The organism is Caballeronia sp. LZ019, from assembly GCF_031450825.1.
Lineage (GTDB): Bacteria > Pseudomonadota > Gammaproteobacteria > Burkholderiales > Burkholderiaceae > Caballeronia.
Genome location: NZ_JARTVZ010000002.1, coordinates 58,781 through 84,601, shown reverse-complemented (window position 1 = coordinate 84,601; position 25,821 = coordinate 58,781). Strand labels below are relative to the sequence as shown.

30 protein-coding genes are annotated in these 25,821 nt (G+C 61.6%); 11 read left to right on the top strand and 19 right to left on the bottom strand.

All coding sequences use genetic code 11. The features are described 5' to 3' along the window. The first annotated feature begins 1 nt into the window (after position 1). Both P9255_RS03450 and P9255_RS03445 read left to right on the top strand, forming a co-directional pair. The gene (locus P9255_RS03450) at positions 2–1,141 is read left to right on the top strand and encodes a hybrid sensor histidine kinase/response regulator (protein WP_309765518.1); all 1,140 of its coding nucleotides are present in this window, start codon (positions 2–4) and stop codon (positions 1,139–1,141) included. 70 nt (positions 1,142–1,211) lie between these two features. Next, positions 1,212–1,508 carry an acylphosphatase gene (locus tag P9255_RS03445; protein ID WP_309789158.1) on the top strand — a complete coding sequence of 99 codons (297 nt, stop codon included), beginning with the start codon at positions 1,212–1,214 and terminating at the stop codon, positions 1,506–1,508. A 3-nt stretch (positions 1,509–1,511) separates the two neighbouring features. Here P9255_RS03445 and egtD read toward each other — a convergent pair whose 3' ends face one another. Continuing rightward, positions 1,512–2,480, bottom strand: a complete 969-nt coding sequence (egtD, locus tag P9255_RS03440) for an L-histidine N(alpha)-methyltransferase (protein WP_309765516.1) — start codon at positions 2,478–2,480, stop codon at positions 1,512–1,514. Positions 2,481–2,677: 197 nt separating this feature from the next. Between egtD and rarD the strand changes: the two genes are divergently transcribed. Beyond that, complete coding sequence (rarD, locus tag P9255_RS03435; protein WP_309765515.1) at positions 2,678–3,655, top strand: EamA family transporter RarD; 978 nt, start codon at positions 2,678–2,680, stop codon at positions 3,653–3,655. A gap of 131 nt (positions 3,656–3,786) precedes the next feature. On the opposite strand, the gene P9255_RS03430 is transcribed toward rarD, so the two are convergent. Then, positions 3,787–4,260: a hypothetical protein gene (locus tag P9255_RS03430; protein ID WP_309765514.1), complete on the bottom strand. Its 474-nt coding sequence runs from the start codon at positions 4,258–4,260 to the stop codon at positions 3,787–3,789. A gap of 356 nt (positions 4,261–4,616) precedes the next feature. On the opposite strand from P9255_RS03430, the gene P9255_RS03425 reads away from it, so the two are divergent. Next, a complete protein-coding gene (locus P9255_RS03425; protein WP_309765513.1) occupies positions 4,617–4,940 on the top strand; it encodes a hypothetical protein in 324 nt (107 codons plus the stop codon). A gap of 94 nt (positions 4,941–5,034) precedes the next feature. Then, a complete protein-coding gene (locus P9255_RS03420; RefSeq protein WP_309789157.1) occupies positions 5,035–5,475 on the top strand; it encodes a hypothetical protein in 441 nt (146 codons plus the stop codon). 99 nt (positions 5,476–5,574) lie between these two features. Here the strand turns inward: P9255_RS03420 and P9255_RS03415 are convergent, their stop codons facing one another. Together P9255_RS03415 and P9255_RS03410 are read right to left on the bottom strand one after the other, a co-directional pair. Continuing rightward, positions 5,575–6,183, bottom strand: a complete 609-nt coding sequence (locus tag P9255_RS03415; protein ID WP_404980249.1) for a transglycosylase SLT domain-containing protein — start codon at positions 6,181–6,183, stop codon at positions 5,575–5,577. 69 nt (positions 6,184–6,252) lie between these two features. Then, positions 6,253–7,662: an MFS transporter gene (locus tag P9255_RS03410; protein WP_309766738.1), complete on the bottom strand. Its 1,410-nt coding sequence runs from the start codon at positions 7,660–7,662 to the stop codon at positions 6,253–6,255. Positions 7,663–7,815: 153 nt separating this feature from the next. Here P9255_RS03410 and P9255_RS03405 point away from each other — a divergent pair, with 153 nt between their 5' ends. Both P9255_RS03405 and P9255_RS03400 read left to right on the top strand, forming a co-directional pair. Beyond that, entirely contained in the window at positions 7,816–8,136 is a 321-nt protein-coding gene (locus P9255_RS03405) for a hypothetical protein (protein ID WP_309765510.1), read from the top strand. A 68-nt stretch (positions 8,137–8,204) separates the two neighbouring features. Then, positions 8,205–8,753: a DnaJ domain-containing protein gene (locus tag P9255_RS03400; RefSeq protein WP_309765508.1), complete on the top strand. Its 549-nt coding sequence runs from the start codon at positions 8,205–8,207 to the stop codon at positions 8,751–8,753. Positions 8,754–8,762: 9 nt separating this feature from the next. Here the strand turns inward: P9255_RS03400 and P9255_RS03395 are convergent, their stop codons facing one another. The 4 genes from P9255_RS03395 to P9255_RS03380 all read right to left on the bottom strand — a co-directional run bounded on the left by P9255_RS03395 (position 8,763) and on the right by P9255_RS03380 (position 10,375). Beyond that, positions 8,763–9,011, bottom strand: a complete 249-nt coding sequence (locus P9255_RS03395; RefSeq protein WP_309765507.1) for a hypothetical protein — start codon at positions 9,009–9,011, stop codon at positions 8,763–8,765. A gap of 318 nt (positions 9,012–9,329) precedes the next feature. Continuing rightward, a complete protein-coding gene (locus P9255_RS03390) occupies positions 9,330–9,704 on the bottom strand; it encodes a VOC family protein (RefSeq protein ID WP_309765506.1) in 375 nt (124 codons plus the stop codon). An 11-nt stretch (positions 9,705–9,715) separates the two neighbouring features. Further along, positions 9,716–10,039, bottom strand: coding sequence for a hypothetical protein (locus P9255_RS03385; protein WP_309765505.1), 324 nt, complete (start codon positions 10,037–10,039; stop codon positions 9,716–9,718). Positions 10,040–10,168: 129 nt separating this feature from the next. Next, entirely contained in the window at positions 10,169–10,375 is a 207-nt protein-coding gene (locus tag P9255_RS03380; RefSeq protein WP_309765504.1) for a hypothetical protein, read from the bottom strand. Between the two features lie 210 nt (positions 10,376–10,585). Between P9255_RS03380 and P9255_RS03375 the strand changes: the two genes are divergently transcribed. From P9255_RS03375 to P9255_RS03365, 3 genes are all read left to right on the top strand, one after another. Further along, entirely contained in the window at positions 10,586–11,119 is a 534-nt protein-coding gene (locus P9255_RS03375; RefSeq protein ID WP_309789156.1) for a DUF3280 domain-containing protein, read from the top strand. 154 nt (positions 11,120–11,273) lie between these two features. Beyond that, the gene (locus P9255_RS03370; protein WP_404980248.1) at positions 11,274–12,338 is read left to right on the top strand and encodes a beta-propeller fold lactonase family protein; all 1,065 of its coding nucleotides are present in this window, start codon (positions 11,274–11,276) and stop codon (positions 12,336–12,338) included. A 111-nt stretch (positions 12,339–12,449) separates the two neighbouring features. Next, positions 12,450–12,860, top strand: coding sequence for a hypothetical protein (locus P9255_RS03365; RefSeq protein ID WP_309766736.1), 411 nt, complete (start codon positions 12,450–12,452; stop codon positions 12,858–12,860). 9 nt (positions 12,861–12,869) lie between these two features. On the opposite strand, the gene P9255_RS03360 is transcribed toward P9255_RS03365, so the two are convergent. Further along, entirely contained in the window at positions 12,870–15,170 is a 2,301-nt protein-coding gene (locus tag P9255_RS03360; RefSeq protein ID WP_309789155.1) for a TonB-dependent receptor, read from the bottom strand. A gap of 178 nt (positions 15,171–15,348) precedes the next feature. On the opposite strand from P9255_RS03360, the gene P9255_RS03355 reads away from it, so the two are divergent. Next, complete coding sequence (locus P9255_RS03355; RefSeq protein ID WP_309766731.1) at positions 15,349–16,389, top strand: ATP-binding protein; 1,041 nt, start codon at positions 15,349–15,351, stop codon at positions 16,387–16,389. Here the strand turns inward: P9255_RS03355 and P9255_RS03350 are convergent. From P9255_RS03350 to P9255_RS03305, 10 genes are all read right to left on the bottom strand, one after another. Beyond that, the gene (locus tag P9255_RS03350; RefSeq protein ID WP_309766730.1) at positions 16,317–17,018 is read right to left on the bottom strand and encodes a response regulator transcription factor; all 702 of its coding nucleotides are present in this window, start codon (positions 17,016–17,018) and stop codon (positions 16,317–16,319) included. The genes P9255_RS03355 and P9255_RS03350 overlap by 73 nt on opposite strands. Before the next feature lie 5 nt (positions 17,019–17,023). Beyond that, entirely contained in the window at positions 17,024–18,211 is a 1,188-nt protein-coding gene (gene pqqE / locus P9255_RS03345; protein WP_309789154.1) for a pyrroloquinoline quinone biosynthesis protein PqqE, read from the bottom strand. Positions 18,212–18,223: 12 nt separating this feature from the next. Further along, positions 18,224–18,505, bottom strand: coding sequence for a pyrroloquinoline quinone biosynthesis peptide chaperone PqqD (gene pqqD, locus P9255_RS03340; RefSeq protein WP_309766847.1), 282 nt, complete (start codon positions 18,503–18,505; stop codon positions 18,224–18,226). A 23-nt stretch (positions 18,506–18,528) separates the two neighbouring features. Beyond that, complete coding sequence (gene pqqC, locus P9255_RS03335; protein WP_309766845.1) at positions 18,529–19,263, bottom strand: pyrroloquinoline-quinone synthase PqqC; 735 nt, start codon at positions 19,261–19,263, stop codon at positions 18,529–18,531. A gap of 43 nt (positions 19,264–19,306) precedes the next feature. Beyond that, positions 19,307–20,227, bottom strand: coding sequence for a pyrroloquinoline quinone biosynthesis protein PqqB (gene pqqB / locus P9255_RS03330; protein WP_309789153.1), 921 nt, complete (start codon positions 20,225–20,227; stop codon positions 19,307–19,309). A gap of 22 nt (positions 20,228–20,249) precedes the next feature. Beyond that, on the bottom strand, positions 20,250–20,819 hold the full coding sequence (locus P9255_RS03325) for a cytochrome b (RefSeq protein ID WP_309789152.1): 570 nt from the start codon (positions 20,817–20,819) through the stop codon (positions 20,250–20,252). Between the two features lie 63 nt (positions 20,820–20,882). Further along, on the bottom strand, positions 20,883–21,704 hold the full coding sequence (locus tag P9255_RS03320; protein ID WP_309766723.1) for a formylmethanofuran dehydrogenase subunit C: 822 nt from the start codon (positions 21,702–21,704) through the stop codon (positions 20,883–20,885). Beyond that, positions 21,701–22,642 (bottom strand): formylmethanofuran--tetrahydromethanopterin N-formyltransferase, encoded by a 942-nt coding sequence (fhcD, locus tag P9255_RS03315; protein ID WP_309766844.1) that lies wholly within the window; start codon positions 22,640–22,642, stop codon positions 21,701–21,703. The genes P9255_RS03320 and fhcD overlap by 4 nt, the downstream gene beginning before the upstream one ends. A 5-nt stretch (positions 22,643–22,647) precedes the next feature. Beyond that, positions 22,648–24,339: a formylmethanofuran dehydrogenase subunit A gene (locus P9255_RS03310; RefSeq protein ID WP_309789151.1), complete on the bottom strand. Its 1,692-nt coding sequence runs from the start codon at positions 24,337–24,339 to the stop codon at positions 22,648–22,650. After that, positions 24,339–25,574 (bottom strand): formylmethanofuran dehydrogenase, encoded by a 1,236-nt coding sequence (locus P9255_RS03305; protein WP_309789150.1) that lies wholly within the window; start codon positions 25,572–25,574, stop codon positions 24,339–24,341. The genes P9255_RS03310 and P9255_RS03305 overlap by 1 nt, the downstream gene beginning before the upstream one ends. Positions 25,575–25,821: the final 247 nt, after the last annotated feature.

Here is a 25,821-nt window from a genome sequence, read left to right as displayed (position 1 = left end):
GATGACGCAACCCATCCACGTGCTGATCGTCGATGACATCCGCAACAACATCACCGCGCTAGAAGCATCGCTCGCGCGGCCGGATCTGTCGGTGCTGAAGGCCGAATCCGGGCCGGCGGCGCTCGAACTGCTGCTCAAACACGAAGTCGCGCTCGCGATCCTCGATGTCAACATGCCCGGCATGGACGGCTTCGAGCTCGCCGAACTGATGCGCGGCAGCCCGCGCACCGCGCACGTGCCGATCATCTTTCTCACTGCGACCGCACAAGACACGAACCGCACCTTTCGCGGCTATGAAGCCGGCGCGGTCGATTTCCTCTACAAGCCATTCGATTCGCGCATCCTCAATTCGAAGGTGGATGTGTTCATCCAGATGGAGCGGCAGAAGCAGCAACTCGCGACGCAGCTCGCGACGATGCAGCAACTGCTCGACGCGAACGAAATGCTGATGGCCGTGCTCGGCCACGATCTGCGCACGCCGCTGTCGGCGGTGATCGCATCGGCGGAATATCTGTCGCGCTTCGTGAAGGACGAGAACGTCGCGAATATCGGCACGCGCATCAAGTCGAGCGGCATGCGCATGGTCCGCATGGTCGATCAGCTGCTGAACCTCGCGCGTCTGCGTGGCGGGCGTGTCACGTTGCAGCCGCGCGCCGTCGAACTGGCGACGCTCGCGAAGAATATCGTCGAGGAATACGAGGCGCGCGTCGGCAAGGGGCGCATCTTCGTGCTGCGTCAGGGCGATACCTTGCTGCAAGGCGATGGCGACCTGCTTTCGCAAGTGTTTTCGAATCTGATCGGCAATGCGCTGCAACACGGGCTCGAAGGATCGTCGATACAGGTCAGGCTCGAGGGCGGCGCGAACGACGTGAAGATCGTCGTGCAGAACGCGGGCGAGATTCCGGCAGAGATCCTGCCGACCGTCTTCGCGCCGTATCGCTCGGGGCGGCGTCAGAACGAATCGAGCGGCCTCGGGCTCGGGCTCTACATCACGCGCGAGATCGCGGAGATGCACGGCGGCGAAGTGAAGGTGCGCTCTTCCGCCGAAGCCGGCACCGCGTTCGAAGTGACGCTGCCGCGCATCGTGCGTCCGCATGCGGGCGATCGCGCGGATATGGCACAGCCGTTCAGGCTGAGTTGAGCCGGCTCATACGCGCAGTCCCAAGCGTGTCTACAATGCGGCCATGTGTAAGACACGGAGGGAATGCGCGATGCCGGGCCCCGATCTGGATACGAGAATCGAAACTTACTATGTGCGTGCGAAAGGCGTGGTGCAGGGCGTGGGCTTCCGTCATCACACGGTGAGGCGCGCGCATTCTCTCGGCGTGCGCGGCTGGGTGGCCAATCTCGATGACGGCTCGGTCGAAGCCGTCATTCAGGGCGCGGCCAATCAGGTCGACCTGATGCTCGAATGGCTGCGCCGTGGACCGCCCCATGCGCGCGTCACCGAGTTCTTCAGCGAGGAACGCTACGTCGAAAAGCGTTATGAACGCTTCGAGCAGCACTGAGCCCTAGCGCGCAACGAGCAGGCTTTCCGCGAAGGGCCACTCGTCGTCGCGCCATTGATGCGTGCATTCGAAGCCCGCATCGGCGGCGATCGGCGCGACTTCTTCGGCCGCATACTTGTGGCTGCTTTCCGACCAGATCGTTTCGCCCTCTTCAAACTCGACGTGCAGGTCCGCGTCGCGCACACGCACGGACAACGCGCGCTTCGCCCGCAAGTGCATTTCGATGCTGCGTGCATCGGGATTGAAACGCGCCACGTGCTCGAAGGCATCGAGCGGAAAGTCGCCGCCAAGCTCGCGATTGATTCGCGCGAGCAGGTTCAGGTTGAAGGCGGCCGTCACGCCGATGGCATCGTCGTAAGCCGCGATCAACGTGGGCAGCGGCTTGATGAGGTCCGTGCCGAGCAGGAGGGCATCGCCGGGTTCGAGCATGCTGCGGATCGAGCGAAGGAACCTGGTCGCGGCAAGACGCGCGAAGTTGCCGATGGTGCTGCCGAGAAACAGCACGAGCAAATGCTCGCCCTTGTTCCGCTTCGCGCTCACTTCGGCGAGGCCCGCAAGATAATCGCGTTCGTATCCGACGATCGACACGCGCTCGATATCGCCGAGTTCGCGATGACACAGCTGCAAAGCGGTCCGCGATATCTCGATCGGGTAATACGCGGTGGGCTGCCTGGTGCAAAGCGCTTCCAGGATGCGCCGCGTCTTGCGCCCGCTGCCGCTGCCGAGTTCCGCGACTTTCACGTTCGCGGGCAACGCATTCACGATATCCACCGCATGCGCCTTGAGCACGCGTTCTTCGGCGCGCGTGACGCCGTATTCGGGCAAGGCGGTGATGACTTCGAAGAGAGCGGAGCCGACTTCGTCATACAGATACATCGACGGCAGCTCTTTCTGCGGCCGTCTGGAAAGACCGGCGTGGACGGCTTCTGCGAAGGCGCTGGAAAAACGGGGCGACAGGGCGGGCTGAGTCATGACGTCTCCATCGATGCGGCGTTTTCTTCGCGTGCCTCTTCGTAACGAGGCACAGCGCTCGGATGCTGCGGATGCAATGACGCTTTCGGGAGATTGCGATTCGGCGGTCAAGCAAAAAGCACGCTAGACGCGGGTCACGCGGATGCTGCGTTTAGAATGCCGTTCAACGCATTCTGGCGATGGAGCGCGAAATATCGATGAATCAGCACGTCATGGGCCGCGGCATTGCATTGTCCGTTGCCGCTTCCGCGTTGTTCGCGCTCATGTCCGCCTATACGAAGTGGCTCGCCCCGCTCGATGGTCTCGACATCTTCGCGTGGCGCATGGTCTGGACATTGCCCGGCGCGTTGCTGCTGGTGGCCGTGCGCAATCGATGGCCGCAATTATGCGCGCTCGTCGTGAAGCTTGCCGGAAATGTGCGCATGCTTGCCGCATTCGCCGTGTCCGCCGCGCTGCTCGGCCTGCAATTGTGGATATTTCTCTGGGCGCCGCTGCACGGCCGCGCGCTCGAGGTGTCGCTCGGCTATTTCCTGCTTCCGCTCGTAATGGTGCTGCTCGGGCGCTTCTATTATCACGAGCGGCTCAATGCGCTGCAGTGGGCCGGTGTCGCGGCGGCGGCGATCGGTGTCGCGCATGAGTTCATCGTCACGCAGGCGTTCGCCTGGCCGACGCTCGTCGTCATGCTGGGCTATCCGCCCTATTTCGTATTGAGGCGGCGGCTCGACGCGGACCCGCTCGTTGCGTTCGCGGTCGAGATCCTGTTGATAGCGCCTTTTGCGCTCATCACGCTGTTCGCTCGCGGCTCCTTCGCGGTGGTCGCCGGCGCGCCGCTTCTGTCGATGGTGCTGCTGCCCGGTCTCGGCGCGCTCAGCACGATCGCGCTCGCTTCCTACCTTCGTGCGAGCCGTTATCTGCCGCTCGCGCTGTTCGGGATACTCGGTTACGTCGAACCGGTGTTGCTCGTCGGCGTCGCGGTCATGTTACTAGGCGAGCCGTTCTCGGCGAACAAGCTCGGCACGTATGCTCCGATCTGGCTGGCGGTTGCGCTCACCGCCGTCCATAGCGGACGACTGCTCATGCATGAACGCGCGCGAAATCGCGTATCGCCGATGAGCGAGCATCATGCGAGCGCCGAGCATGAGGTCGGTGCGGCGGAGACCGAACGTATCGATTGAATCGATGCGATGAAAAAAGCGAGCCCGAAGGCTCGCTTCCCGTGAACGCACTGGACCGGACGACTCGACTGAGCGACGACTCGACGGCCCGCATGCGCGATGCGATGGTCGGTTGAATCCGCCGGCTTCCCTTACTTCTTCGCGGCGTCGACCTTCGCATCGGCGGCCGCCTTGTTAGCGTCGCTTTGCGCCTCGACTTTTTCCTTGTCGGCCTTGGCTTGCGCCACGTTGGCATCCTTCGCTGCGTCGTGCTTCTTTTCATCGGCCTTGGCCTGTGCAGCGTGCTTCTTCTTGTTGGCTTTCGCCTGTGCCTTCGTGGCATCACCGCGCGCGTCGGAGGCTTGCTCCGGCGTGGTCGCCCGCGCTACCTTCGCGGCTTCCTTGTTGGCGTCGGCTTGCGCCGATGCCTTGTCCTCATTCGCCGATGCCTGTGCCTTCGCGGCGTCGTGTTGAGCATCGGCCTTCTTCTTGTTCGCCGTGGACTGCGCCTCGGCCTTTTCGTGATTCGCCTTCACTTGCGCCTTGTCCGCGTCGGTCGTGACGGTCTGCGCGAATACGGTGGTAACCAGCAGCGTGGATGCGAGAGCAGCGACGATTTTCTTCATGATTGTTCGACTCCTGAGATCCTGCGTTTTACAAGGACGCATGCCAATGCGCGGCATGTGACGATGAAAACGCGGCGTCGTCGCATGTCGTTGACCGCCTTCTGGTGACAAACAGTAACGAGTCGCTAGCAAATGAAACTACGCGTCTTTGCGTCACGCCGGCGCAAAAGGCAAGCTGGCCAGTGTTACGGAAACGTGAATTCTGCCGAAGGTGTAACGTCGGCAAATTGATTCGGTATCCGAATGACGTATTTGTAATCCTCGAAATGTACCGTTACCAACTGCATCAGTTATTTCTTTTGCGCCTGCTTAAGATGCTCCTCACAAACCCGGACAACGGGATCAGGAGAAAAGCCATGAAGCGCGCAGCACTTGTCTTAGTGATGATCAGTAGTCTGTCGATGGCCGGCCAGGCGTCGGCGCACGGACGCGGCGGTGGATACGGCGGCGGACACGGCGGTGATGGCGGTGCGATCGTCGGCGCGTTGATCGGCGGTGCGGTGCTGGGCGCGCTCGTGACGTCCGTCGTCAATGCTCAGCCGGCCTATGCCCAGCCCGCTTATGCCGAACCCGCCTATGCGCAGCCCGTGTATGCGCAACCGTCACCGCCTGCGGGTTATTGCTACGACGGCTATCGGCGCGCGTATGTCCCCTGCGCGCCGACAGGTTACGGTTACTGACGCGTCATCGAACGCGGCATGCTGCTTGCGCTTGAAGGGAGCGGCTGCGCCAGCCTATTCGCGCAGCCGGTACGCTAACTTTGGGAGATTCGCAATGAAAGCGATCACGATGAAACTAGTGGCATCCGCGCTCGTCCTCGGCTTGTCGGGCGGCGTCTATGCGCAAGCAGGCGGCGGGGGCGGCGGTGCAGGTGGTGGCGGCAGCGCGGGTGGCGGCGCGGGCGCGGCAGGCATGGGTGGCGGCATGGGCGCGGGCGGCAACGGCGCGGCGGGCGCCGGCACGGGCGCAGCGGGCAAGGGCGGCGGTGTCGGCATGGGCGGCAGCGGCATGAGCGGCAGCGGCGTGGGCGGCTCGAGCGACGGCACCAGCGGCACCGGGACCGGGACCGGGACCGGCGCCAAGAGTGGCATGGGCAACAACGGCGTGAACAACGGCATGGGGCAGGGCACGATGCAACGCAGCGGCCCGGGAAGCACCGGCAGTGCAAGTCCGGGCGGGATGTCGCACGGCAGCGGGCAGCAACAAGGCTATTGATGCAACGAGTGCGCAGCGGGTGCGATCGTCGCGAGCCTCGAATGGCTATGCGGCATCCGCCACGCGGCGGCGCGCCAATAGAAAACCAGAAGAGCGGTCTTACTGAGCGGGTGCGGTGACCGGCTCAAACGTTTTCGCGCGAAGGCTGACTTTCTGCGCGTATGCGCTCGATCCGCCGTAGTTCTTCAGCGCGGCATCGACATCGCCTTTTGCGGACTTCAGATAGCCATGCAGGATGGCCGAGCCGACCTCGATATTGGCTTCCGGCTCCGTCAGGTCGACGTCGCGCACGAGCTTCTTGTGCGCCGAAGGCACGACCTGCATCAGCCCCGTGGCGTTATTTGCGCCTTTGGCCGTTTCTTTGAAGCGCGATTCGATCGAAATGATGGCGAGCAGAAGCGCCGGGGGAAGCGAATATTTCGATGCCGACGACATGACCGCCGTCGCGATGGCCTGCGCCTTCTCGCGCGCCACGCCGAAGCGGCGCGTGATGGTTTCCGTGACCTTGTGACGCGCTTCGTCGATTCGCGAATCCTGCTGAACGGCTTCCTGCACGGCCGCATCGGAGGCGACCGGCGCGCTTTCCTGCGCGAAGGCGGCCTGGGCGCAAATCAGCAAGAGGGCGGTTGAGAGGATCTTTCGGCGCATCGGACTCGGATCGAAAAGTGGAGCCGCATTATAGCCCGAAGAATTTCCCCTCCAGATCATGGACTTGTCCTAGATCTGAAGAATTGTTTCGGCAAGGTGGCAGAACTTACTGGATTCCGCTGCCAAACCCTATGTCCGCCCCGCACGCTTGGCCGACGAAGCGGAAATGCCTTCGCCCGCGTCGTGCGGCAGGCGCGCGAACATCGGCAAGGAAGCCAGCACGAGAAGGGCGGTTGCGGCGAATCCGCACGCGAGTTGCCATCGTTCCGTCTGCGTGTTGCCCGATACGAGCATCGTGGCCTGGATCGTCCCGGCGGCGACCGTGACGCCGAACGCCTTCATCAACTGCTGCGCGGTGCCCTGAAACGAGGTGGCGGCGGCAAGGCGCGGTTTCGGCACGTCGGCGAATGCGAGCGCGCCCATCGTGGCGAAACTGAGCGAACGGCCGAGGCCGCCGACGAGCAGCAACAGAAAGATGGCGCTCGCGGGCCACGCTTGCGACATCGTCGAGCAGACAGCCAGCACAGCGGCGAAGCAGACGCTGCCCGCACATAGCACCGAGCGCACGGAGAATCGGCGCAGCGCGAGCGCGGTCATCGGCCTCATGCAAAACGAGCCGAGTGCGCTTGCGAACGTGATGAGGCCGCTCGCCGACGCGCTGTAACCGAAGCCCGCCTGCAACGTCAGCGGCACGAGAAAGGGAAGCGCGCCGGCGCCCGCGCGAAACAGGCTCCCCGCGATAGTTGCCGCATGGAAAGTCGGAATCGACAGCAAGGAGAAATCGATGGCCGGATTCGGCGTCTTCCGGCAATGCAGTATCGTCGCGCGAAACAACAGCAAGCCGGCCGCGACGCAGATCCACGGCACGCCAGCGGGCAACACGCCGCGCCCGGCGCTCTCGATGCCGATCATGAACAGACTGAGCGATGCGCCCGACAGCAGCATCCCGCGCAGGTCGGGCGGCGTGCGGCTTTCCGGTGGCGATGGCGGCAACAGCTTCCACGTCAGCCACATCCCGATGACGCCGACCGGCACATTGACCCAAAAGATGCTGCGCCACGACAGCGCATCGGTGAGAAAGCCGCCGAGCGGCGGGCCGAGCAAAGGGCCGACGAGCGCGGGCATCGTGAGCCACGTCGTGGCTTGCAGCAACTCTTCGCGCTTGACGCCGCGAAACAGGATGAGCCGGCCGACGGGCACCATCATCGCGCCGCCCAGGCCTTGCACGATGCGCGCGGCAATCAGTTGCGGCAGATTCATCGCGGCGGCGCACGCGATCGAGGCGAGCGTGAAGGTGGCGATGGCCCACATGAACACGCGGCGTGCGCCGAAGCGGTCGGCGACCCATCCGCTCGCGGGAATGAACACCGTCAATGCGACGAGATACGCAGTGATCGCGCTGCTCAGATGGACCGGATCGACACGGAGATCGCGGGCCATCGTGGGGATGGCGGTCGCGACGATGGTCCCGTCCATGTTCTGCATGAAGAGCGCACTGGCGACGACCGCCGCCGTGATCCGAAAGTTGCCGCCCTTCATGACGCGTGGCTCGCGGATGCCCTCACGAGCAGCGGCCACGCGATTCCGGTTCGATTAACGTACATGCGTACCGGTCTACTCGATGCATCCGAACGCCGTCGGCGCGTTATGCTTGATGCATCCTCAAGCGCCGATGGTGCAGCTTCATACGTCATGCCATTCGCTTTTCGCGGACGCCCCGAACTCGCCGGCCTCGATCGCAGCGCAAGACGCGACGTGCGACGGCTCGCCTGGCATTTTGCGCAGCGGCACTGGAGCCTGCATGCGCCGGCGTTCGCCTGGCTGCTCTTCGTGCTGCTGCATACGCGCTATGGCGTCGTCGCCGGGCGCAGCGAATATCTTTGGGCGACGCTCGGCTTCTTCATCGTCGCGGTGATCGTGATCCGGCTGCACATCGCGCATTACCTGAAGCCGGCGCGCGCCATCTACGATCTGACGGGCGCAGCCGGCGTTCGCGTCATCACGCGGCGCTAGCCCTGAGAGGCGCGTTTTTGCGTGTTAGGATGCCTGGACACCCATTCAACGAACGCTGAAGAACGCTGATGGCAACGCTATACGAAACGCTGGGCGTGCAAGAGCACGCCACCGAAGACGAGATCAAGCGGGCGTATCGCAAGGCTGCGATGCGTTGCCATCCTGACCGCAACGTCGGCAACGAAGAAGCGGCGCATGCGAAGTTTCACGAGATAAAAGAGGCTTACGCGATATTGTCCGACCCCGCGCAACGCGAGGTGTACGACCGTATCTTTGCGGAAGAAGTGGCGCGCCGCGAAGCGCAGTTGCGTGAAGAAGAAGCGGCGCGCGAGGCGCTTTATGCGAAGCGTGTATCGCTTGCCATGCGCTTCGCATCGCAAGGACATAACGGAGACGTCGTGTTCGGCGTGTTGCTCGGTCACGATTGCGATGAAGCGACCGCGCGGCATATTGCTGAGAGCGTCGTCGCGCTGCATGCATCGCGGGAAGCCAAGACAAAGACCGAACCCGCGCCTGATACCAGAGAAGAGCCGGCTCAGGCCGCTGATCAAAGCGCCAGTGGGATGAATCCTCTCGGCGCGATGTGGTTTCAGTTCTTCAACAACATGCGTCTTTGACTATCACCATCAGGCCGCGAGCCGCTCTCGCCTCTTGTTCGTCCGCTGCGGCGCTGGCGGATAAACGCACCACTGTCCGTCATCGTGACGAAAGAAGAACAACGCTCTCGATGCCGCGCCCTGCAATGTCTCGACACACACATACCGCGTGTGATCCGCGCGCGTGCGGCTGAACTTCGTGACATGCACCGGCACGCTTGCCGGCGCGAGCCATTTCTCCACTTGATGACGTAGGGATCGTTCCTTGATGCTTTTCATCTGAAGTCTCCTGCACGCGGCGTTTCATGACTGGATATCGGCTAAACGCGCAAAAGGCTTTAAGCCGCATGAATACGCCTGCCGCAACGCACCACACTCGTGACAAAGCACTTTAACTCTACGCCGCGATTCCGGTGGCCGTATGCCCTTTTGCGAAATAGCAACAGCACATGATCGAGCTTTCACGTAGGCGGATGTGTGCTTATATCTTCGACGCGTGCGGTGTGCGGGTATGTACGCGAACGGCCATATCATCGAGCCGGTGCGTTCGTTGCCCGTCATAAGCTGATTAGCGAAAGGCATGCCCGGCCGAGTGAGTTATAGCGGGCGTGCGAAGCTGAGTTCGTGACCGTCGGGATCGGTGAGATGGAAATATCGCTCGTTCCACGGCGCATCGCGCGGCTCGAATTGCGGTTCGATGCCGTTTGCGCGCGCCTTGCGATAGAACGCGTCCACGTCGGACACGTAGATGATGACGCGGCCCCACCACTGAACGGGACCGTGCGTCTCGCGGGTGATGTTGAGAAACGAGCTCCCCAGCGCGAAAGAGGTGAATGCCTGGTCAGCGCCGCCGTGAACGATGCGAAAGCCGAGCGCTTCATAGAAACGCACCGCGCGCGGCATGTCGCAGGTCGCAAGCGTGATGGCGCTGAGACTTTCGACGCGCGCATCGTCGTGATCGGAAGGCGTCATGTGTGGCGATGTCATTCCGGATGATGATGCGAAACGATCGATAGCACCGATAAATCCGGATGCGTGCCGTCGACGATGCTCTTGCCGATATGCCGCGCATCGTTCACGGCGTCTTGTGGCGTCTTGTATTCGTCGTCGCCATCGGCGTGGAAATAAACGGCTTCGGCGGGCGTATCGGCATTCGTTCCATGGCGGCATACGCGGCCGATGAACACGTATCGCTCGGTCGCGCGCGGCGGCGCATGTTCCGGCGTCGGCTTGACTTGCGGCAGCACGTGTATGTCGAAGCCTTCGTACTCGAAGACCTGCCAGTGTGAAGCGGGTTCGCCGGACATCATTGCCTCCCTGTCGTTGCCAGGCTCGCATCAGCAACGTTACTCCACTTCGGGAAACGAATCCATCGGGAAGCACGGCTTGAGAGACAGCGGCCCGCACGCGGCCGGCACGAGCCGCTGACGCCCGCATCACACGATATAAGGCCCGCTAATGCGCCCTTCGAAGATGGCGATGTTGATGTCCCAGTCATCGACTGTTCCGGGCGTGCGGCCGTCGACGACGGCGGACACGGCTCGTCCGCCTGTGATGCGCTGCATCTGTTGATGCGAGAGCGTGGCTTCGTTGCCGGCCTGCGTGTCGAGCGGCAAGTCTTTGATGGCGAGAGTGCGTTTCATGATGGTTCTCCTGGCGGGTAGCTTGAGGTGAATCGAGCATGTCAATGCTCGCCAGAAGTTTTGCAAGCGCTATGCCAATTTCTCACCGCTTGCGGCGGGCAAGGCGCACCGTGCGACAGCGGCGCTTGATCGAGTCCGCACGCGGCGGTATGTTGGAGTCGCGCGAACAGATGAGCACCATGGTGTTGGCGCATCTATCGAGACTGGAACATGACGATCATCGTTCGAGCAATGAGTTTTATCCTCGCGGGCGCAATGTTGCTGTGCGGCTCGGTTCTCGCGCAAGACGCGCGGCAATCGATTGCACTGCTCGACTGCACGCTCATCGACGATAACGCCGTCTATAACGATGCCGAGATCAACCGCATTCAGAGCCAGCGGCTTCAGATGATCGGCCACGCATTGCGCGACGATATGCAGGAACGCGCGCTCTTTCGCGTCACGGACAACGCGCCTGCGAGCGGTCTCATCGCCTCGCTGCAAAGTGATCAGGACCTGAGCGCCTGCAACGGATGCGAATTGCGCGTTGCGCGGGAACTGGGCGTGTCGCGGGTCGGCGTGTGTTGGGTACAGAAAATCAGCAACCTGATACTCAACATGAATCTGCGCGTGGAAGACGCGCACAGCGGCGCAATACTCTTTCAGCGTTCGGTCGATATTCGCGGCAATACGGATCAGTCATGGCGACGTGGCGCAAAGGCGTTGGTTGATCTTCTCGCTAACGATGCGTCCGCCCTGCATTGATTATTCGCCCAGGAATTTCGGGAATTTTTCCCGTCCGGCGAGATTGCCTGTGCGGTGTTTCGTGCGCTAAGTTATTCGCTGGGCCAGGCTTCCTGCAAACGGCCCGCGATTGAACGAACAAGAGCCAACAAAGAACGTTTAGCCGGAGACGCTCATGCAAGTCAGCTTCAAGGCCGCGCGCCTGACGTGCGCGTCGTTTCTCGCGCCCATGGCGTTTCTCTCCGCGATCAGCGCGCACGCCACGGCGCAAACGGCGTATGTGACGAGCGAGACCGGCGGTGTCGGCGTGATCGATCTGGCGAATCTCTCGCTTGCGAGAACCATCGATGTGGGCAAGGACGGCCCGCGCGGTTTGAGCCTCAATGAGGACGGCACGCGCCTCTACGTCGCGAATAAATCGACGGGCGATCTATCAGAAATCGATACGTCTTCGGGGAAGGTCGTGCGGCGCGTGAAGATCGGCAAGAACCCGGAATTCGTGCGGGTCTACGGCGGCTATGCTTATGTCACGTATGAGCCGGGCGAGTCCGGCGGACCGCCCAAGCCCGGCGAGCCGGAGAAGGATGACGACGACGCGAACTCGCCGCCCGCCGAAATCGCCATCGTCGATTTGAAGCCGTTGAAGGTCACGCATTCGGTCAAGAGCGGCCATGAAACGGAAGGCGTCGAGTTTTCGCCGGACGGCAAACTCATTCTCGTCACGAACGAAGGCGACGACACGGTGTCGGTTTATCGCGCGCGCACGGGCAAGCCAGTGCGCACGGTGGAATTGCAAAAGGGCTCGCGCCCGCGCGGCATCAAGCGGTCGCCCGATGGAAAGCAATACGTCGTCACGCTGGAGAACGCGAACAAGTTCATCGTGCTGGACGGCAAGGACCTGAAGATCGTCAAGACCGTCGACACGAAAACCGGCCCGTATGGCGTATCGTTCGATCCGTCGGGCAAGCGCCTGATCGTGGCTGCATCGCGTGACAAGACACTGCAAGTCTTCGACGGCGCCACCTACGCGCACATGAGCGACATACCCGTTGGCCAACGCTGCTGGCATTTCAGCTTCACGCCCGATGGCTCGCGGCTTCTGCTTGCATGCGGCCGTTCGAACGCGGTGTATGTGCTCGATGCGTCGAACTTCCAGACCATCAGGCAGATTGGCGACTTGCCGCTTGCATGGGGCATCGTCACGTATCCGCCGAGCGCGGGGTCGATAGCCGGCCGCTGATCGCGCGGCGTACGGCCGTTTCACTTTGCACCGGCCGTCGTTGCCCGATCCATCTCGCACCTCGCCGGAAGCGGCTGCTAGTATCAGATAGGCTCTCCGGCGAGGACAATCATGCTCACTTTAGCGGAGGCGTTCGATGCAATATCCGATACTCCGGTACGCAAGCGCGTTCTGATCGCGGCTCAGGGCAGCACGGGAAATTGCCGATGGGTGCCCGCCTATATCGGCAAGCGCGGCGAGCTTCGTCACGAACAGTGCATGAAAGACGACATCGAACTGGACGACGCCGCCGCCGATGCCGTTCGCCGCTTCGACGCCGGTTCGCTATCCTCGTGCGCGCTCGTCGTGCATCTTGGGTCACTTGGCGTTGGCGCGCTGGTGATAGGACCGGAATCGCCCAGCGATGCAATGCGGATGCTCGAGCAACTCAAGGCCAATGCACTGGGCCGCTTCGTCGAAGATTATCTGGCCGAGTTGCGGCAACGGCGGCCCGCAAGGATATATCCGTTCAGACCGCGTTGATGACGGCACTCAGTTCCACGCATAGCGCAAGCCGACCCACACGCCACGCGGCGCACCGATGCCCAGGAACTGCTCGTTGGTCGTGTCCGCGCCGTTGAACGTATGGTTCGGGCCGTTGAAGAAGTTCTCGCCCAGAATCGCGAAGTTCGCATAGCGCTTGTTGAGCAGGTTCTTGACCGTTGCATAGACCTGCAACTGCTTCGTGACGTTATAAGTCGTGTCGAGATCGATCAGGAAATAGCCGGCGATGCTGCCGTTCACGTCCTGATTGTTCTCATCGCCGCGCGCAAGGATATTGCTGCGATACGTGAGATTCGTGCCGATGTTCCATCGCGAGAGCGGGTTGTAGTCCACGCGCAATTTCACCGTGTTGGCCGGAATGCCCGGAATGCGGTCTCCCGAATGCACGGTGATGTTGCCGTCGGCGTCGGCGCTCGAATTGCTTGCACTGTTCTCGGTCCATGTCGAGCGATACGTCGCGTTGACATAGCTATAGCTCGCCGCGAGTCCGAGCGGTCCCCACTGCGTGCGCCCGGCAAGTTCGAAACCCTGGCGGCGTGTCTTGCCGACGTTCTGGAAATAGCCGAGCGTGCTCGTCGCGCCTTCGCTGCTGACGAACTGGATGTCGTCCGTGAGTGTGGTGCTGTATAGCGCGGCGCTCCACGTCGTCGCCTTGCCGATACGTCCTCGCGCGCCTATTTCGAAAGTCTTCGAGATGACGGGCTTTAGTTCGGGGTCCGCAATGAAATCGTTCGGCAGCGAGCACGGCGCATTCGGGTCGGCGCATGCAAGTTCGATGGCGGTCGGCGAGCGCATGCCTTCGTTGTAGGTCGCATAAGCCGTGAGCCACGGCGTCGGGTTCCAGTTGAAGCCGATCGCCGGATTGAAACGCGAGAACGTGTGCCGTCCATCGAGCAAGGGCTGCACGCCGCTTTCATCGCCGATGACGGCCTTCGCCCAGTTATAGCGGCCCGCAAGCGTCATCGACCATTGCTCCGTGAACGACAGCGTATTCTCGAAGTAGATTCCCCAGTTTTCGTTACGCGTCCGCGCGTTCGTCGTCGGCACGAACGGGCCTGAGCCGATGGTCGCGCGACTATCGGTGAACTCGGCGGGCTGCGACGATTGCGTGAAATGCGAATTGGCGAAGTCGCCTGCTGCGCCCAGAACCAGCTGGTTATCCATGCCGGCGAGCTTGTTGAGCAGCGTCAGTTGCAGGCTGGCGCCGTAGCTGTCCGTCACGATCACCGATTGATCGTTGGTCGCCTGTGTTAGATCGATTGCGCCGTCGTCGTCGGCTTCGCCATAATTGTCGTTGACGTTGCTGCTCACGTTACGGTTGCGGTAGTGCCGGTAATACAGGTTGCCGCTCAACTCGACGTTCGGCGAGAAATAGTGCTCGCCCGACAGCGTGACGTAGCCCACCTGGTTTTGATTGGTGTCGGGAAACGTGTATGCCTGCTTGTAGTTGTCGAGAAACGAGCGAGGAATCGTTTGCGATCCATTGAGTGTGTTGTCCGCGCCGCCCATCGATAACGCAATGGTGGTGTCGACGTCCGTATAGCGAAGTTTGGCGAATGCTTGTCTCAGGCGGCTCGAATTCTGTGCAGCCCAGCCATTGTCATTCGAGACGTTGGCCGTGAAGTAGTAGTCGAGGTTGCTGCCGATCACGCCGCCCTGTTCGATCTGTGCTGTCTTCCTTCCCCATGATCCGCCGCTTACATCGATATTCCCGCCGGGGTTCGAGCGGCCGTTCTTGGTCGTCACGACGATTGCACCGCCGAGCGTGTTGAGCCCGAACGTCGGATTCGAGCCTGGAATGAGTTGCATCGTATTGATGGCAGCCTGAGGAATGAGGTCCCAGTTCACGACATCGCCGAAGGGCTCGTTGATCCGCACGCCATCGAGAAAGGCCGAAAGACCCTGCGGCGTGCCGAGTACGGGCGACGCCGTGAAGCCGCGATAGTTGATGTCGGTTTGAGACGGATTACCTTGTGCATCGTTGACGTCGACGCTCACTACGTTCTTCTGCAGGTAATCGGTGACGGTCGCGGAGTGTTGCGCTTCGATGTCGTGGCCCTTGATAGTCTGCACATTCGCAGGCACTTTTTCTAGCGGCGTGCCTACGCCGAGCAGCGGGGTCGTGCCGACAACGACGATGGTCGGTAATTCGGTAGTCGGCGGCGCAGTCACCGCTTGCCCCCATGCGCCGACGGTGACGCTCGCGAACGCGCCGCCGAACGCGAGCCTGAGTCCTGCTCGGGGTTTGAACCGATGCGCGAAGCCGGACTGGCGCGGCATGCTCCTCATTGTCGTCTCCGGTTATTTTTCTTTGGGCGTCTTCTAAACGATGAGCCTTTGATAGAAAGAGTCGCACAACACTCCGCGCGCGCACCGGGAGCTTTTCCCGATCGGGCAGGGAAGGGTTCCCAAACGTCATGTGCATGCGCCATCGCGCGAGCCGGGCGTGCTTAAAATGGATTCCGCGATGCCATCCGAATCCTTGTCCTCTCTCGCCGAAGATGCTTCACGCCGCGCCACGCAATCCACTGCGTCGCGCGATCTCGCCTGCGTGCTCGCGATGACCATCATCGCGGGCGCCGGCTTTGCGCTGATCGACTTCAGCGAATTCACCTATCGCTGGACGCGCAGTGCGGAGCGTTTCCAACTCGATGAACTTCCTGCGACTCTCTTCGTGCTCGCGCTAGGCTTTGCATGGTTCGCATGGCGGCGCTATAAGGACGCGCGCCGCGAAGTGCGCCGAAGCCGGGCGCTCGAAAAGGAAGCGGAACATCTGCTCGCGGAAAACCGGCGGCTTGCCAATCAGGCCATTACCGCGCAGGAAGCAGAACGCCGTCATTTAGCCCGCGAATTGCACGATGAACTGGGTCAGTACCTCAACGCGATATCGCTCGATGCAGCACGCATCCGTGATCTGTCCGCTGAACGCGAGCCCGAAGTACATCGGCTCGCTTTAGCACTGATGCAGAGCGCAACGCACGTGTACCGCGAAATCGGTGGCTTGATTCGCAAGCTAAGACCCATCGGCCTCGATGAATTCGGCTTGCCCACAGCCCTGGAGCATTGCATCGAAGGCTGGCGCGAGCGCTTGCCGCAAGCGGAATTCACGCTGACGGTAGAGGGCGATTTCGAACATCTGAGCGATGTGCTCAACATCGCGCTTTATCGGCTCGTGCAGGAAGGGCTGACGAACGTGTCGAAGTTCGCGCGTGCATCACGCGTCGAAATCTATCTGGTGCGTACGCCGCAAACGAACCAAGGCTCGGGCGAGGTCGTCGTGACGATCGCGGACGATGGTCCCGGCATCGATCTGTCGATCCCGCGCAAGGGGCTCGGACTCGTCGGCATGCGCGAGCGCGTGGAAGCGCTGGGCGGCGAGTTTCATATCGCGAGCAGTCCGGGTCACGGCTTTCTGGTCTGCGCGCGCGTACCCGTTCAGGCGGGACGGCCGCTGCCGAGCGCGCCGAACGAAGGGGCATCCGGTGCGCCGGTGAAGTCGGAGAAATGAAGCCCCAGGCGGTTGGCAATCTGCGCGAGCTGCACGCCGTTATCCGCGCCGAATTTCTGCCGTATCACCGATTGATGATTAGCCACGGTCTTCTGACTCAGGCCGAGTTTCTCTGCGATGCTCGGCAGCGTATAGCCTTGCACGAGCAAACGCAGCACTTCGAACTCACGCGCCGATAATTGTCTTCCGGGCGGCCCTTTCTGAATGGTCGCGCGCAATGCAAGCGCTTGGGAAATGTCCGGGCTGAGATAACGAGCGCGACGCGCAACCGAGCGCACCGCTTCGACGAGCACATCGGGCGCGCTCGCCTTCGTGACATAACCGCGCGCGCCGGCATCGAGCGCACGGCGCACGAATATCGCTTCCTCGTGCACGCTGAAGATCAGCACGCTTGCATGCGGTTCGCGCGAGAGCATGCGACGCATCGCTTCAATGCCGCTTGCGCCCGGCAACGCAAGGTCCATGACGACGACATCCGGCTGCAACGCGCAAAACTTCTGATAAGCCTGCGCGGCATCCGCCGCTTCACCCGCGACGCTGACATCGGGGCTCAGTTCGAGCAGACGCTTGTAGCCTTCACGCACAACGGCGTGATCGTCTACGAGCAGCACGGAGATATCGGCGTTCATGGGTATCACTCTGCGCCTTCCGATCCATCGGTTCGATGCAGTGACGCAAAACGCCGCGCGTTCGCATCGTTACGAAAGACGATGGGCTGTTCCTGCGGTTCCTGTCGCGTCGAGGCCGCACGCACCACTTCGATGACTCGCTCATGATGCGCGGACTTGTCGCAGACAGGGTCCGCGTTCGCCGGATCTTGTGTCAGCAGATAAGCCTGACAGCGGCATCCGCCGAGGTCGATCGCTTTCTCATCGCAACTGCGGCATGGCTCTTTCATCCAGCCGAAACCGCGAAAGCGGTTGAACGCATCGCTCTCGTACCAGATGTCCCTGAGCGGCGTATCGGTGACATTGGGAAACGTAAGGCCCGGAAGCGAGCGCGCGGTATGGCAAGGCAACGCCGCGCCGTCGGGCGCGATTCCGAGAAACACCGAACCCCATCCGTTCATGCAGCGCTTGGGCCGGCGCTCGTAATAGTCAGGCACGACGAAGAATATCTTGCACTTGTCGCCGATTTCCTTGCGATAGCGTTCGACTACGGCTTCCGCTTCCTGCAACTGCTCGGCGGTCGGCATGAGTTGCGCGCGGTTCGCATGTGCCCAGCCGTAATACTGCGTGTTCGCGAGTTCCAGATATTCAGCGCCCATCGCAAGCGCCATGTCGATGATGCGTCCGATATGCGGCAGGTTATAGCGGTGCAGGACGCAATTGAGCACCATCGGAAAGTCGTGCGCCTTGATGAGATTCGCGACGCGCTTCTTGAGATCGAACGTCTTCGTGCTCGACAAGAAGTCGTTGAGCTCCTGCGTGGAGTCCTGAAACGAGAGCTGGATGTGATCTAGGCCGGCTTCCTTGAGCGCGCCAAGGCGCTTGTCCGTCAGCCCGATGCCTGACGTAATGAGGTTCGTATAGAAGCCGAGCTTCCGCGCTTCACCGACGAGGGTTTCGAGATCGTCGCGCAAGAGCGGCTCGCCGCCGGAAAAGCCCAGTTGCGCGGCTCCCAACTCACGCGCCTGACGCAATACGTCGAGCCATTGCGCGGTATCGAGTTCGCGCGAGTGGTCCGTGTAATTCACCGGGTTGTAGCAGAACACGCAATGCAGCGGACAGCGATACGTCAGTTCCGCGAGCAGCCACAAGGGCGGCGCAATGGGCGTTCCTTCGTGCTCGGTCTTCGCGATGGGTTCGGAGAGATCGGTCATGCTCGCACCTTTTCACTCTAGCCAGCCACGCGCACGCGCACCGGCGATGAACGCGCGCACATCGTCGCCGATGCCCGATGCGCTGAACGCCTGTTCCAGATCGGCGACGAGCGCGGGGATGTCCCGCGTGCCATCGCAACGAAGCAGAATTTGCGCAGCGCTTTGATTGAGCTTCACCATGCCTTCAGGGTACAGCAGCACATGCGCGTCTTGCGCCGGTTCCCATTGCAGCCGAAAGAGACGCTTGAGCTTCGGACGCAAGGCATCGTCCGGTGCTTCGACGGCTTCGTTCATGCGCTGAGTCGGATTCGTGTCGCTCATGCCGGGAACGCCTTTTCGATTGAATCGAGCATGGTCCAGAGGATATCCAGCTTGAATTGCAGAATGTCGAGCGCGCGTTGCTGTTGTTCGCGCGTCGTGAAATGCGCGAGTGTGACTTCGAGACCATGTTCGACATCCCGCTGCGCAAGCGAAACGCGCGAGCGGAAATAAGCGAGTCCTTCGGGTTCGATCCACGTGTAATGCGCAGGCCACGTGGAGAGCCGGTCCTTGTGAATCTGCGGCGCGAACATTTCCGTTAGCGACGAGCAAACCGATTCCTGCCACGGCGCGCGCCGAGCGAAATTCACGTACGCATCCACGGCGAAGCGCACGCCCGGCGTCACGAACCGGAGCGACCAGAGATCGTCGCGAGAAAGGCCGACAGCATCGCCGAGACGCGCCCATGCTTCGATGCCGCCCGGCTGATCGTCGTAACCATCGTGATCGAGAATGCGCAGCACCCAGCGGCGGCGCGTTTCGCGGTCGGGGCAATTGGACATGACCGCAGCGTCTTTCAGCGGAATGTTGATCTGATAGTAGAAGCGGTTCGCGACCCAGCCGCGTATCTGCTCGCGCGAGCATCCGCCGCTATTCATCTTCACGTTGAACGGATGATGAATGTGATACGCCGTGCCCTTCGCGCGCAGTTGTTCCTCGAACTCCGCGCGCGTCCACGCGGGGCCGGGCTCTTTTAGTGCAGTGAACACCGGGCCGGTCGTGGGGTTCAGCATCGGCGTGAAAGCGTTGCCACTCATTCAATGATTCTCCGCGATGTCATAGCTCGAAACTCATTCCGTCGTGCGCGACTTCGATGCCATGCTCCGACAGCATGCGCCTTTCGGGTCCGTCTTCGATCAGGATAGGGTTCGTGTTGTTGATATGAATGAGCACCTTGCGCACGTCCGCGCGGCCGATCGAATCCAGCACTTCGATCATGCCGCCCGGCCCGCTTTGCGCGAGATGTCCCATATCGGCGCCGGTCTTCTTGGTCAGGCCGAGACGGATCATTTCGTCGTCGGTCCATACCGTGCCATCGACGAGCAACAGGTCGGCCTTCTGCATTGCCTCGACGACATGCGGTTCGAGTGCGCCGAGGCCCGGCGCATAGAACGCGCGCTTGCCGGTTGCATCGTTCGTGAACATGAGGCCGATGTTGTCGCCCACTTCCGGCGCTTCGCGATGCGGCGAATAGGGCGGCGCCTTGCTGGAAAGCGGCAGCGCATGGATGCTTACGCGCGGCAATTCAGGCACGCTGAACGCGGCGCCATCGAGCGCGATGCGGCGGTGCTCGACACCGCAGTAATGCGAGAGGATCGATGTAATCGGAAAGCCTGTCAACAAGTCCTGCCATACCGCATCGGTCGTATAAAGCGGTAGCGGCGTGCCGCGTTCGCGCAGCATCAAGAGACCCGTGACGTGATCGATCTGCGCGTCCATCGTGATGACGGCGGCGATGCCCGTATCGCGCACACGGCGCGCGGGCTGCAATTCCGGGTTCGCCGCGATCTGCGCGAGTATGTCGGGCGATGCGTTGACGAGCAGCCAGTCTTCGCCATTGTCACTGACCGCAATCGACGACTGCGTTCTCGCACGCGCGGCAATGACACCGCGGCGCACGCCGTCGCAATTGCGGCAGTTGCAGTTCCATTGCGGAAATCCGCCGCCTGCCGATGAGCCCAGCACGCGAATTTTCATCGCGGGGTCTCGCACGAATACGTCATGGCCACATTCTCCTCAAGAGCCCGTCTTTGTCGATGAGCTGATGCTTCATTGCGCCAAGGAAGTGAAGCGCGATCAACGCAACGAGCGTCCAGGCGATGAAGCCATGAATTCCGAAGAACAGCTCGCGCATTGCTTTGTCGTCCGATCCCCATTGTGGCAGAAGCACGCCCCAGAAGCGCGTGCCGTACTTGTTGAACGACGAACCGAGATAGCCGGTCAGCGGCATCGCGATCATGCCCACATATAAAAGACCCTGCGTGGTGCTCGCGGCGGCGCGTTGCCACGCTCCCATCGGCGGCAGAGGCGGCCGGCCATAGGCCAGGCGTACCAGGATGCGGATCAGCACCAGCAGGAAAATTGTCAAGCCGAGTGATTTATGGAAGTTGATGACGGTCAACTTGAACGGCAGCCCGCGCGGCAGGCCTACCATATAGAAGCCGATGCACAGCATCGCGATGATCGCGATACCGATGATCCAGTGCAGCGCGATGAGCGGCCGGGCGAAGCGCTCGTTGGCCACCGTCGAACGGTCGGGCGTCGCGGGCCGGGTGCCCACTGCGGTCATGGCATGCCTCCTTCGCGAAAGGGCATCTTTGCGCCGGATAGAGAGTCCATTGTTATCGTCGTTTCATGAATTGGCGATCAGCAATTCCCCCCGTCCGTCTACGGCAAGATCGCCGGCGTAGCGCCTGGGCAAAGCCCTTTGCTCAAGCGTTGAAAAAGGGCCGAATTCTTTAGCGAGCATCCGTGCAAGCAAAAGCCAGAAGACATCGAAGCCTTGTCCGCCTTGCGTGAATGTCGGCCCGATGCGTGACGGGTTCCTCAATAGTACGACCGTGCCGCGCCGCATGCCATAGCCGAGGTGTGCGCCCGTTTGTCCCGCGACGCAGACCGTGCCCGCCACGATGCGTGATGCGGCGAAATCTCCCGCGTTTCCGCCGATCAATATGGTGCCGCGTCGCATGCGGTCTGCAAGGCGCGCGCCCGCATCGCCGCGAACGGCGAGCACGCCGCCGCTCATGCCTTCCATGTTGCCGGGCAGCGCGCTGGCCGCGAAGTCGCCGACATGACCGGATACGTCGATACGTCCGCCTTGCATTTCACATGCGGTGAAGCGGCCCGCGTTGCCTTCGATCGACAGTTTGCCGCCTGTCATGCCGATGCCCGCGTAGTCGCCCGCGTTTCCGCGAACCGTAAGCGTGCCTGCCGTTAGCGATGCGCCAAGGCGATCGAGCCATGCGGCATCGCCTTCGATGGCAAGCGAGACATCGGCTGCATCGGTTTGTGCGATATCGAAGAGATCGCTTAGCGCGCACATGTCGCCGTCGCCCTGCAAAGACATCCGGTCCAGTTCCGCAGGCGACATTTGCGCTAACGTCTGAGGGAGTAATTTGGACGCATCAACGCGAAAGCCGGGCGCATTTTTTACGCGCAACGTAATGGCATTCATACGCGTGCTCCCGCAACATCCGCCGACAATTCATGCAGCCTGAAGTGATAAGGCCCGAGTTTGCCGCCATAGTTTCCTGCCGAAATGCGCAACACGCCGCCGGTGCGTCCGATTGCCGTTGCCGCCGCGATTCCCGCTGTCATTGCGGCGCCGACGTCGGCATCGGTGAGACCGTCGATCACGATTTCGAGCACGCACGCCACTTCCGGAGTGAGTTCGCTTTTCCTCGACAAGCCGACGAGCGTGGGACAAAACGCATCGTTCGTGGATGCGGTCGCGCCTTTGTATTTCGATCCGATTTTCGATCCCGACCGAACGACGCCGCCCGGAAATGGCGTGATGACGTTGGGCAGCTTGTGCATCGCGGCAACGGCGGCTTCGGCCGCCTGTAGCGCACTGTCGATATCGCGCGCAAGAAACAACAGGTTGCCGCCGCCCACTGCCTTGACGGTCGCCGTGAATTCTTCGCAAAGGAATTCGCCGTCCATCACAGGCACACGCCAATAGCGTGTCGGACCAAGCACTTTAGATATCTGAAAGCCATCGCCGAAGAAACGCAGGCCCGCGCCGAGCGGTGCATTGTCGGAGAGCGGCGCGCGACTGTTGAATGGATCAATGCCGCCATAGACGGCCGTCGTCGGGCATGTCAACACGCATTGCCCGACGCGCCGCGCAATTTGCCTGGCGAGTTCTTTAGACGACACGGCGAAGATCAGCACCGATATGCCCGGTCTTCCATCGGGCGTTTCATCGCCGTCCAGATCGCGTTCGATGCCGGCCTCGCATCCGCAATCGATGACGGACGTGGCGAAGCCTGTCAGCGAATTGGCGGCATGACGCGCCCATGTCGGGGTATGCGCGGTGATGATCAGACGCGTCGCCTTCATCGGGAAGGCTTCGGCGAAGGTGTCGTCGATCTCGGTGTCGTTGATGCGCATGGTGGTCATTGTCGTTCGCATGCGACGGGCAACAGCTTGCCGCCGTTGCAGACCGCGCATAGCTCGTCATCGCCGATAGCGATGTTCTCGAACCTTCCCGCGAGGTTGGCATGCGTGTAGTCGCGCACGCGCTGTTCGATTGCGCGGTCGTAGTCGGGCTTCACGTAGTGAATGCCGCCCGTCGGCGTCTTGACCAGGACGCCGTCGCGCGCAATGAGTTCGCCGTCTTTGAACACGAATGCGGGCGATGTGAACATGCGCTCGCGATCCGCGCCTTCGCGATACACCGCGATATCCGCCGCCGCGCCCGCGCCGAGGTGTCCGCGATCGGCGAGACCGAGCAGACGTGCGGGACCCGCGCGCGTGATGATGGCAATTTCAAAAAGAGAGAGTTCGCGCGTGATCTCGCCCAGCACGCTTGCGGTTCTTGCATCGGCGTGCAGCTTGCCGAGTTGTTCGTCGCGAAACGACTTGTCCATCAGCAGGCGTATCAGATGCGGATAACTGGTGAATGGCCCGCCATTCGGATGATCCGTCGTCATCGATACGCGCCAGGGATCATCGACCAGCAGAAAGATTTCGAGTCCGATGATCCACTGCAGCGCATTGACGAAGCTCTGCTCGCGATAGCGAAACGGCACGACGCCGCATCCGCCGTCGCATTCGATATCGCCGAGAATCCATTTGCGCGGGCGTGCCAGTGGCGCGTTGCGGAACTGCATCATCGTGTCGCCGGATGCGGAGACGGTCTGGCCGAAGATGATCTGCCCGACATCGATCGTCACGTTGGGCCGCGCGTTCACCGCTTCCGCAATCGCGCGTGCGCCGGATGAGAACTTGAGCGGGCCTTCGGTCCCATAGCTATGAAACTGAATATGCGTGAGATGGATAGGCAGCCCGTCGGATGCGTCCATCGTCGCTATGGTCGATTGCACATTGCCCGGCACGCCGAGATTGCTTGCATGGACATGCAACGGATGCGGCACGCGCAGCTCGTTTAGCGCGCGCGTCAAGGTTCGTAGCACGTCGCGCGGCGTGATGCCGTAATGCACGTGTGCTTCGTCGAGGTCGAGCGAACGCTGATTGAACTTGAATGCGGAGATGCCGCCAGGATTCACGACTTTGACGCCGAGCGCCTTGTTGGCGTCGATGGTCCAGCCGACGTAATCGCGCATGCGCTCGAAGTCTTCCCTGGCTGCGAGCATTTGCAGGAAGAGTTCGTCGTTGCCCATCATCACGTAGGCGCCGTGATCGATGATCGGCGTGTCGCCCATTTCGAGGTGTGTATGGCGTGCGTTCGATGCCACCATCGCCGGTTCGAACGCGGCGGTGTAGCCCATTTCGGCATAGCGATAGCCGGTGGCAAGCGTGCCGGGCGCGCATGTTCCGCAAGAAGGCAGACGCATATAGCGGCCTTCGTCGGGCTTGCTCGTCTCGGCGCGCGTGTCGTTGCGATGATCTTCCGGCAACAGCAGGCGCGACAGATTGGTCTTGCCGCCGCCGATGTGCGAATGCAGATCGATGCCGCCCGCCATCACGATCATCCCGTTCGCGTCGAAGTCGCGTTCAGGCGGAATGCGTTCGCTTTGCGCGTCGTCAACGATGCGGCCATCGCGAATCGTGATATCGCGCCGGACGCCATCGATGCCGTTAGTCGGATCGTAGACGGTACCGCCTCTGATGCGCGTCAGGGTCATCACGGCCTCCTTGCGCGAATCAATTCGCTTGCGATCGAAGCCACGGTGGGCAACGCCGTGTCGCGTGCAGCGGCGAGCGGCACCACAACGGATGCATCGACGCGAAACAGGTGGCCGTTGCTATCGATGCCGGGCGTTGCGACGGGGATGAACACGGTGGTTGCTTTACGTGCATCGACTGTCGTCCCCGGATGGCCGAGGACGATGGCGGGCACGTCGTCGGTGAGCGATGGAGGCAGCGGTTCGGGGCCGAAGCTGGAAATCCATAGCAATGCATCGGTTTCCTTGCGGCGCAATAAATCCTCGGTGCGATAGCGGTGCGGATCGTGGTCGAGCGGCAGGCCGTATGCGATACGGGTTCTCAACGGAAAGCCCGATAGCCATGTGACGGCCTGGTTGACTGACAGTGCGCCGTCGTCCCCGGTCAGCGCGAGTGCGCCTGCGCGCGCGGTGTGGTTGATTGTCTTGACGATGCGGTTGATTGCTTCGATTGCGAGGGCTGCGTGTGGAGCGGGCAACGTGGCGGGTTCGTAGATGAAGGCGGTGTAGTGGGCGGTCTGGATGCGTTCGTGCAGCGTCTGGAGTGCTTGAGCGGTTGGTGTGTGGGCGTTGCGGCGTTCCGTCAGCGCTGACCAGAGCGCGAGGATGTCGAATGTATCGGCGTCCTGGAGTATTGCTTTCGCGTGGGCGCTTGCGGCTGGATCGGGGTTGCATCCTACGAAGACGATATCGGTGTTGTGCCTGAGGTTCAGTACGCGCTCGTAGAAGCGCGGATAGCGGCGAGATGGTTCGCACGCGATGATCACGATGAGATCGGCGCGCGAGCGGATTTCCGAGAGCGTCGTGAAGAATGCGCCTCGGTCTTGAAGCGCGAGCGTGCTGGCGGCGAGCGCATCGCCGTGCATGTGGTCGAGGATGGCGCCGGTGTGTGCGGCGAGTTCATAGAGCGCGCGTGCGCCGGTGATGTCGGTCGCCATGCCGGCGAAGAGTGGACGTCGCGATTGTTCCAGGATTCTCGAGGCTTCTGACAGGGCTGTTGGCAGATCGGTGCTTTTGCCATTGATCTGCGGTTTGGTTCCTTCGTCGTCGATGTTGAATGCGGCGAGGGATTGCGCTAGACGCGGACATGTCGTGTTCGGTGCTTCCAGACTTGCAGTCAGCACGATGTCTTCGCATAGCAGTGGGCAGAAGGGGCACGTCTTTTGTGCTGGCGCTTCGAGAGGTGGCGTGGGCATAGTGAGCTACGTTCGAGCAAGGTCTATGCCGTTTGGGGTTTTCGCTCGCGCTTGGGGCGGTGTTGTTTTTCTGGGAGCTTGTATTCGTGTCGGTCTATTAGTGCGCCCCTCCCCGGGGCGGGGGTCACTTTCTTGGCTGTCGAACCAGAGTTGGCGCTTTAGCGCCTTACTCTGGTCCCATGCAAAGAAAGTAACCAAAGAAAGCAGCTTTTCTTTCGAACCGCACAATGCACTAACTTGCGTGGCC

Coding starts and splice junctions, on each gene's coding strand:
- P9255_RS03450 (WP_309765518.1), top strand. CDS start 2: ATGACGCAACCCATCCACGTGCTGATCGTCGATGACATCCGCAACAAC.
- P9255_RS03445 (WP_309789158.1), top strand. CDS start 1,212: ATGCCGGGCCCCGATCTGGATACGAGAATCGAAACTTACTATGTGCGT.
- egtD (WP_309765516.1), bottom strand. CDS start 2,480: ATGACTCAGCCCGCCCTGTCGCCCCGTTTTTCCAGCGCCTTCGCAGAA.
- rarD (WP_309765515.1), top strand. CDS start 2,678: ATGAATCAGCACGTCATGGGCCGCGGCATTGCATTGTCCGTTGCCGCT.
- P9255_RS03430 (WP_309765514.1), bottom strand. CDS start 4,260: ATGAAGAAAATCGTCGCTGCTCTCGCATCCACGCTGCTGGTTACCACC.
- P9255_RS03425 (WP_309765513.1), top strand. CDS start 4,617: ATGAAGCGCGCAGCACTTGTCTTAGTGATGATCAGTAGTCTGTCGATG.
- P9255_RS03420 (WP_309789157.1), top strand. CDS start 5,035: ATGAAAGCGATCACGATGAAACTAGTGGCATCCGCGCTCGTCCTCGGC.
- P9255_RS03415 (WP_404980249.1), bottom strand. CDS start 6,183: ATGATCTGGAGGGGAAATTCTTCGGGCTATAATGCGGCTCCACTTTTC.
- P9255_RS03410 (WP_309766738.1), bottom strand. CDS start 7,662: ATGAAGGGCGGCAACTTTCGGATCACGGCGGCGGTCGTCGCCAGTGCG.
- P9255_RS03405 (WP_309765510.1), top strand. CDS start 7,816: ATGCCATTCGCTTTTCGCGGACGCCCCGAACTCGCCGGCCTCGATCGC.
- P9255_RS03400 (WP_309765508.1), top strand. CDS start 8,205: ATGGCAACGCTATACGAAACGCTGGGCGTGCAAGAGCACGCCACCGAA.
- P9255_RS03395 (WP_309765507.1), bottom strand. CDS start 9,011: ATGAAAAGCATCAAGGAACGATCCCTACGTCATCAAGTGGAGAAATGG.
- P9255_RS03390 (WP_309765506.1), bottom strand. CDS start 9,704: ATGACGCCTTCCGATCACGACGATGCGCGCGTCGAAAGTCTCAGCGCC.
- P9255_RS03385 (WP_309765505.1), bottom strand. CDS start 10,039: ATGTCCGGCGAACCCGCTTCACACTGGCAGGTCTTCGAGTACGAAGGC.
- P9255_RS03380 (WP_309765504.1), bottom strand. CDS start 10,375: ATGAAACGCACTCTCGCCATCAAAGACTTGCCGCTCGACACGCAGGCC.
- P9255_RS03375 (WP_309789156.1), top strand. CDS start 10,586: ATGACGATCATCGTTCGAGCAATGAGTTTTATCCTCGCGGGCGCAATG.
- P9255_RS03370 (WP_404980248.1), top strand. CDS start 11,274: ATGCAAGTCAGCTTCAAGGCCGCGCGCCTGACGTGCGCGTCGTTTCTC.
- P9255_RS03365 (WP_309766736.1), top strand. CDS start 12,450: ATGCTCACTTTAGCGGAGGCGTTCGATGCAATATCCGATACTCCGGTA.
- P9255_RS03360 (WP_309789155.1), bottom strand. CDS start 15,170: ATGAGGAGCATGCCGCGCCAGTCCGGCTTCGCGCATCGGTTCAAACCC.
- P9255_RS03355 (WP_309766731.1), top strand. CDS start 15,349: ATGCCATCCGAATCCTTGTCCTCTCTCGCCGAAGATGCTTCACGCCGC.
- P9255_RS03350 (WP_309766730.1), bottom strand. CDS start 17,018: ATGAACGCCGATATCTCCGTGCTGCTCGTAGACGATCACGCCGTTGTG.
- pqqE (WP_309789154.1), bottom strand. CDS start 18,211: ATGACCGATCTCTCCGAACCCATCGCGAAGACCGAGCACGAAGGAACG.
- pqqD (WP_309766847.1), bottom strand. CDS start 18,505: ATGAACGAAGCCGTCGAAGCACCGGACGATGCCTTGCGTCCGAAGCTC.
- pqqC (WP_309766845.1), bottom strand. CDS start 19,263: ATGCTGAACCCCACGACCGGCCCGGTGTTCACTGCACTAAAAGAGCCC.
- pqqB (WP_309789153.1), bottom strand. CDS start 20,227: ATGAAAATTCGCGTGCTGGGCTCATCGGCAGGCGGCGGATTTCCGCAA.
- P9255_RS03325 (WP_309789152.1), bottom strand. CDS start 20,819: ATGACCGCAGTGGGCACCCGGCCCGCGACGCCCGACCGTTCGACGGTG.
- P9255_RS03320 (WP_309766723.1), bottom strand. CDS start 21,704: ATGAATGCCATTACGTTGCGCGTAAAAAATGCGCCCGGCTTTCGCGTT.
- fhcD (WP_309766844.1), bottom strand. CDS start 22,642: ATGCGCATCAACGACACCGAGATCGACGACACCTTCGCCGAAGCCTTC.
- P9255_RS03310 (WP_309789151.1), bottom strand. CDS start 24,339: ATGACCCTGACGCGCATCAGAGGCGGTACCGTCTACGATCCGACTAAC.
- P9255_RS03305 (WP_309789150.1), bottom strand. CDS start 25,574: ATGCCCACGCCACCTCTCGAAGCGCCAGCACAAAAGACGTGCCCCTTC.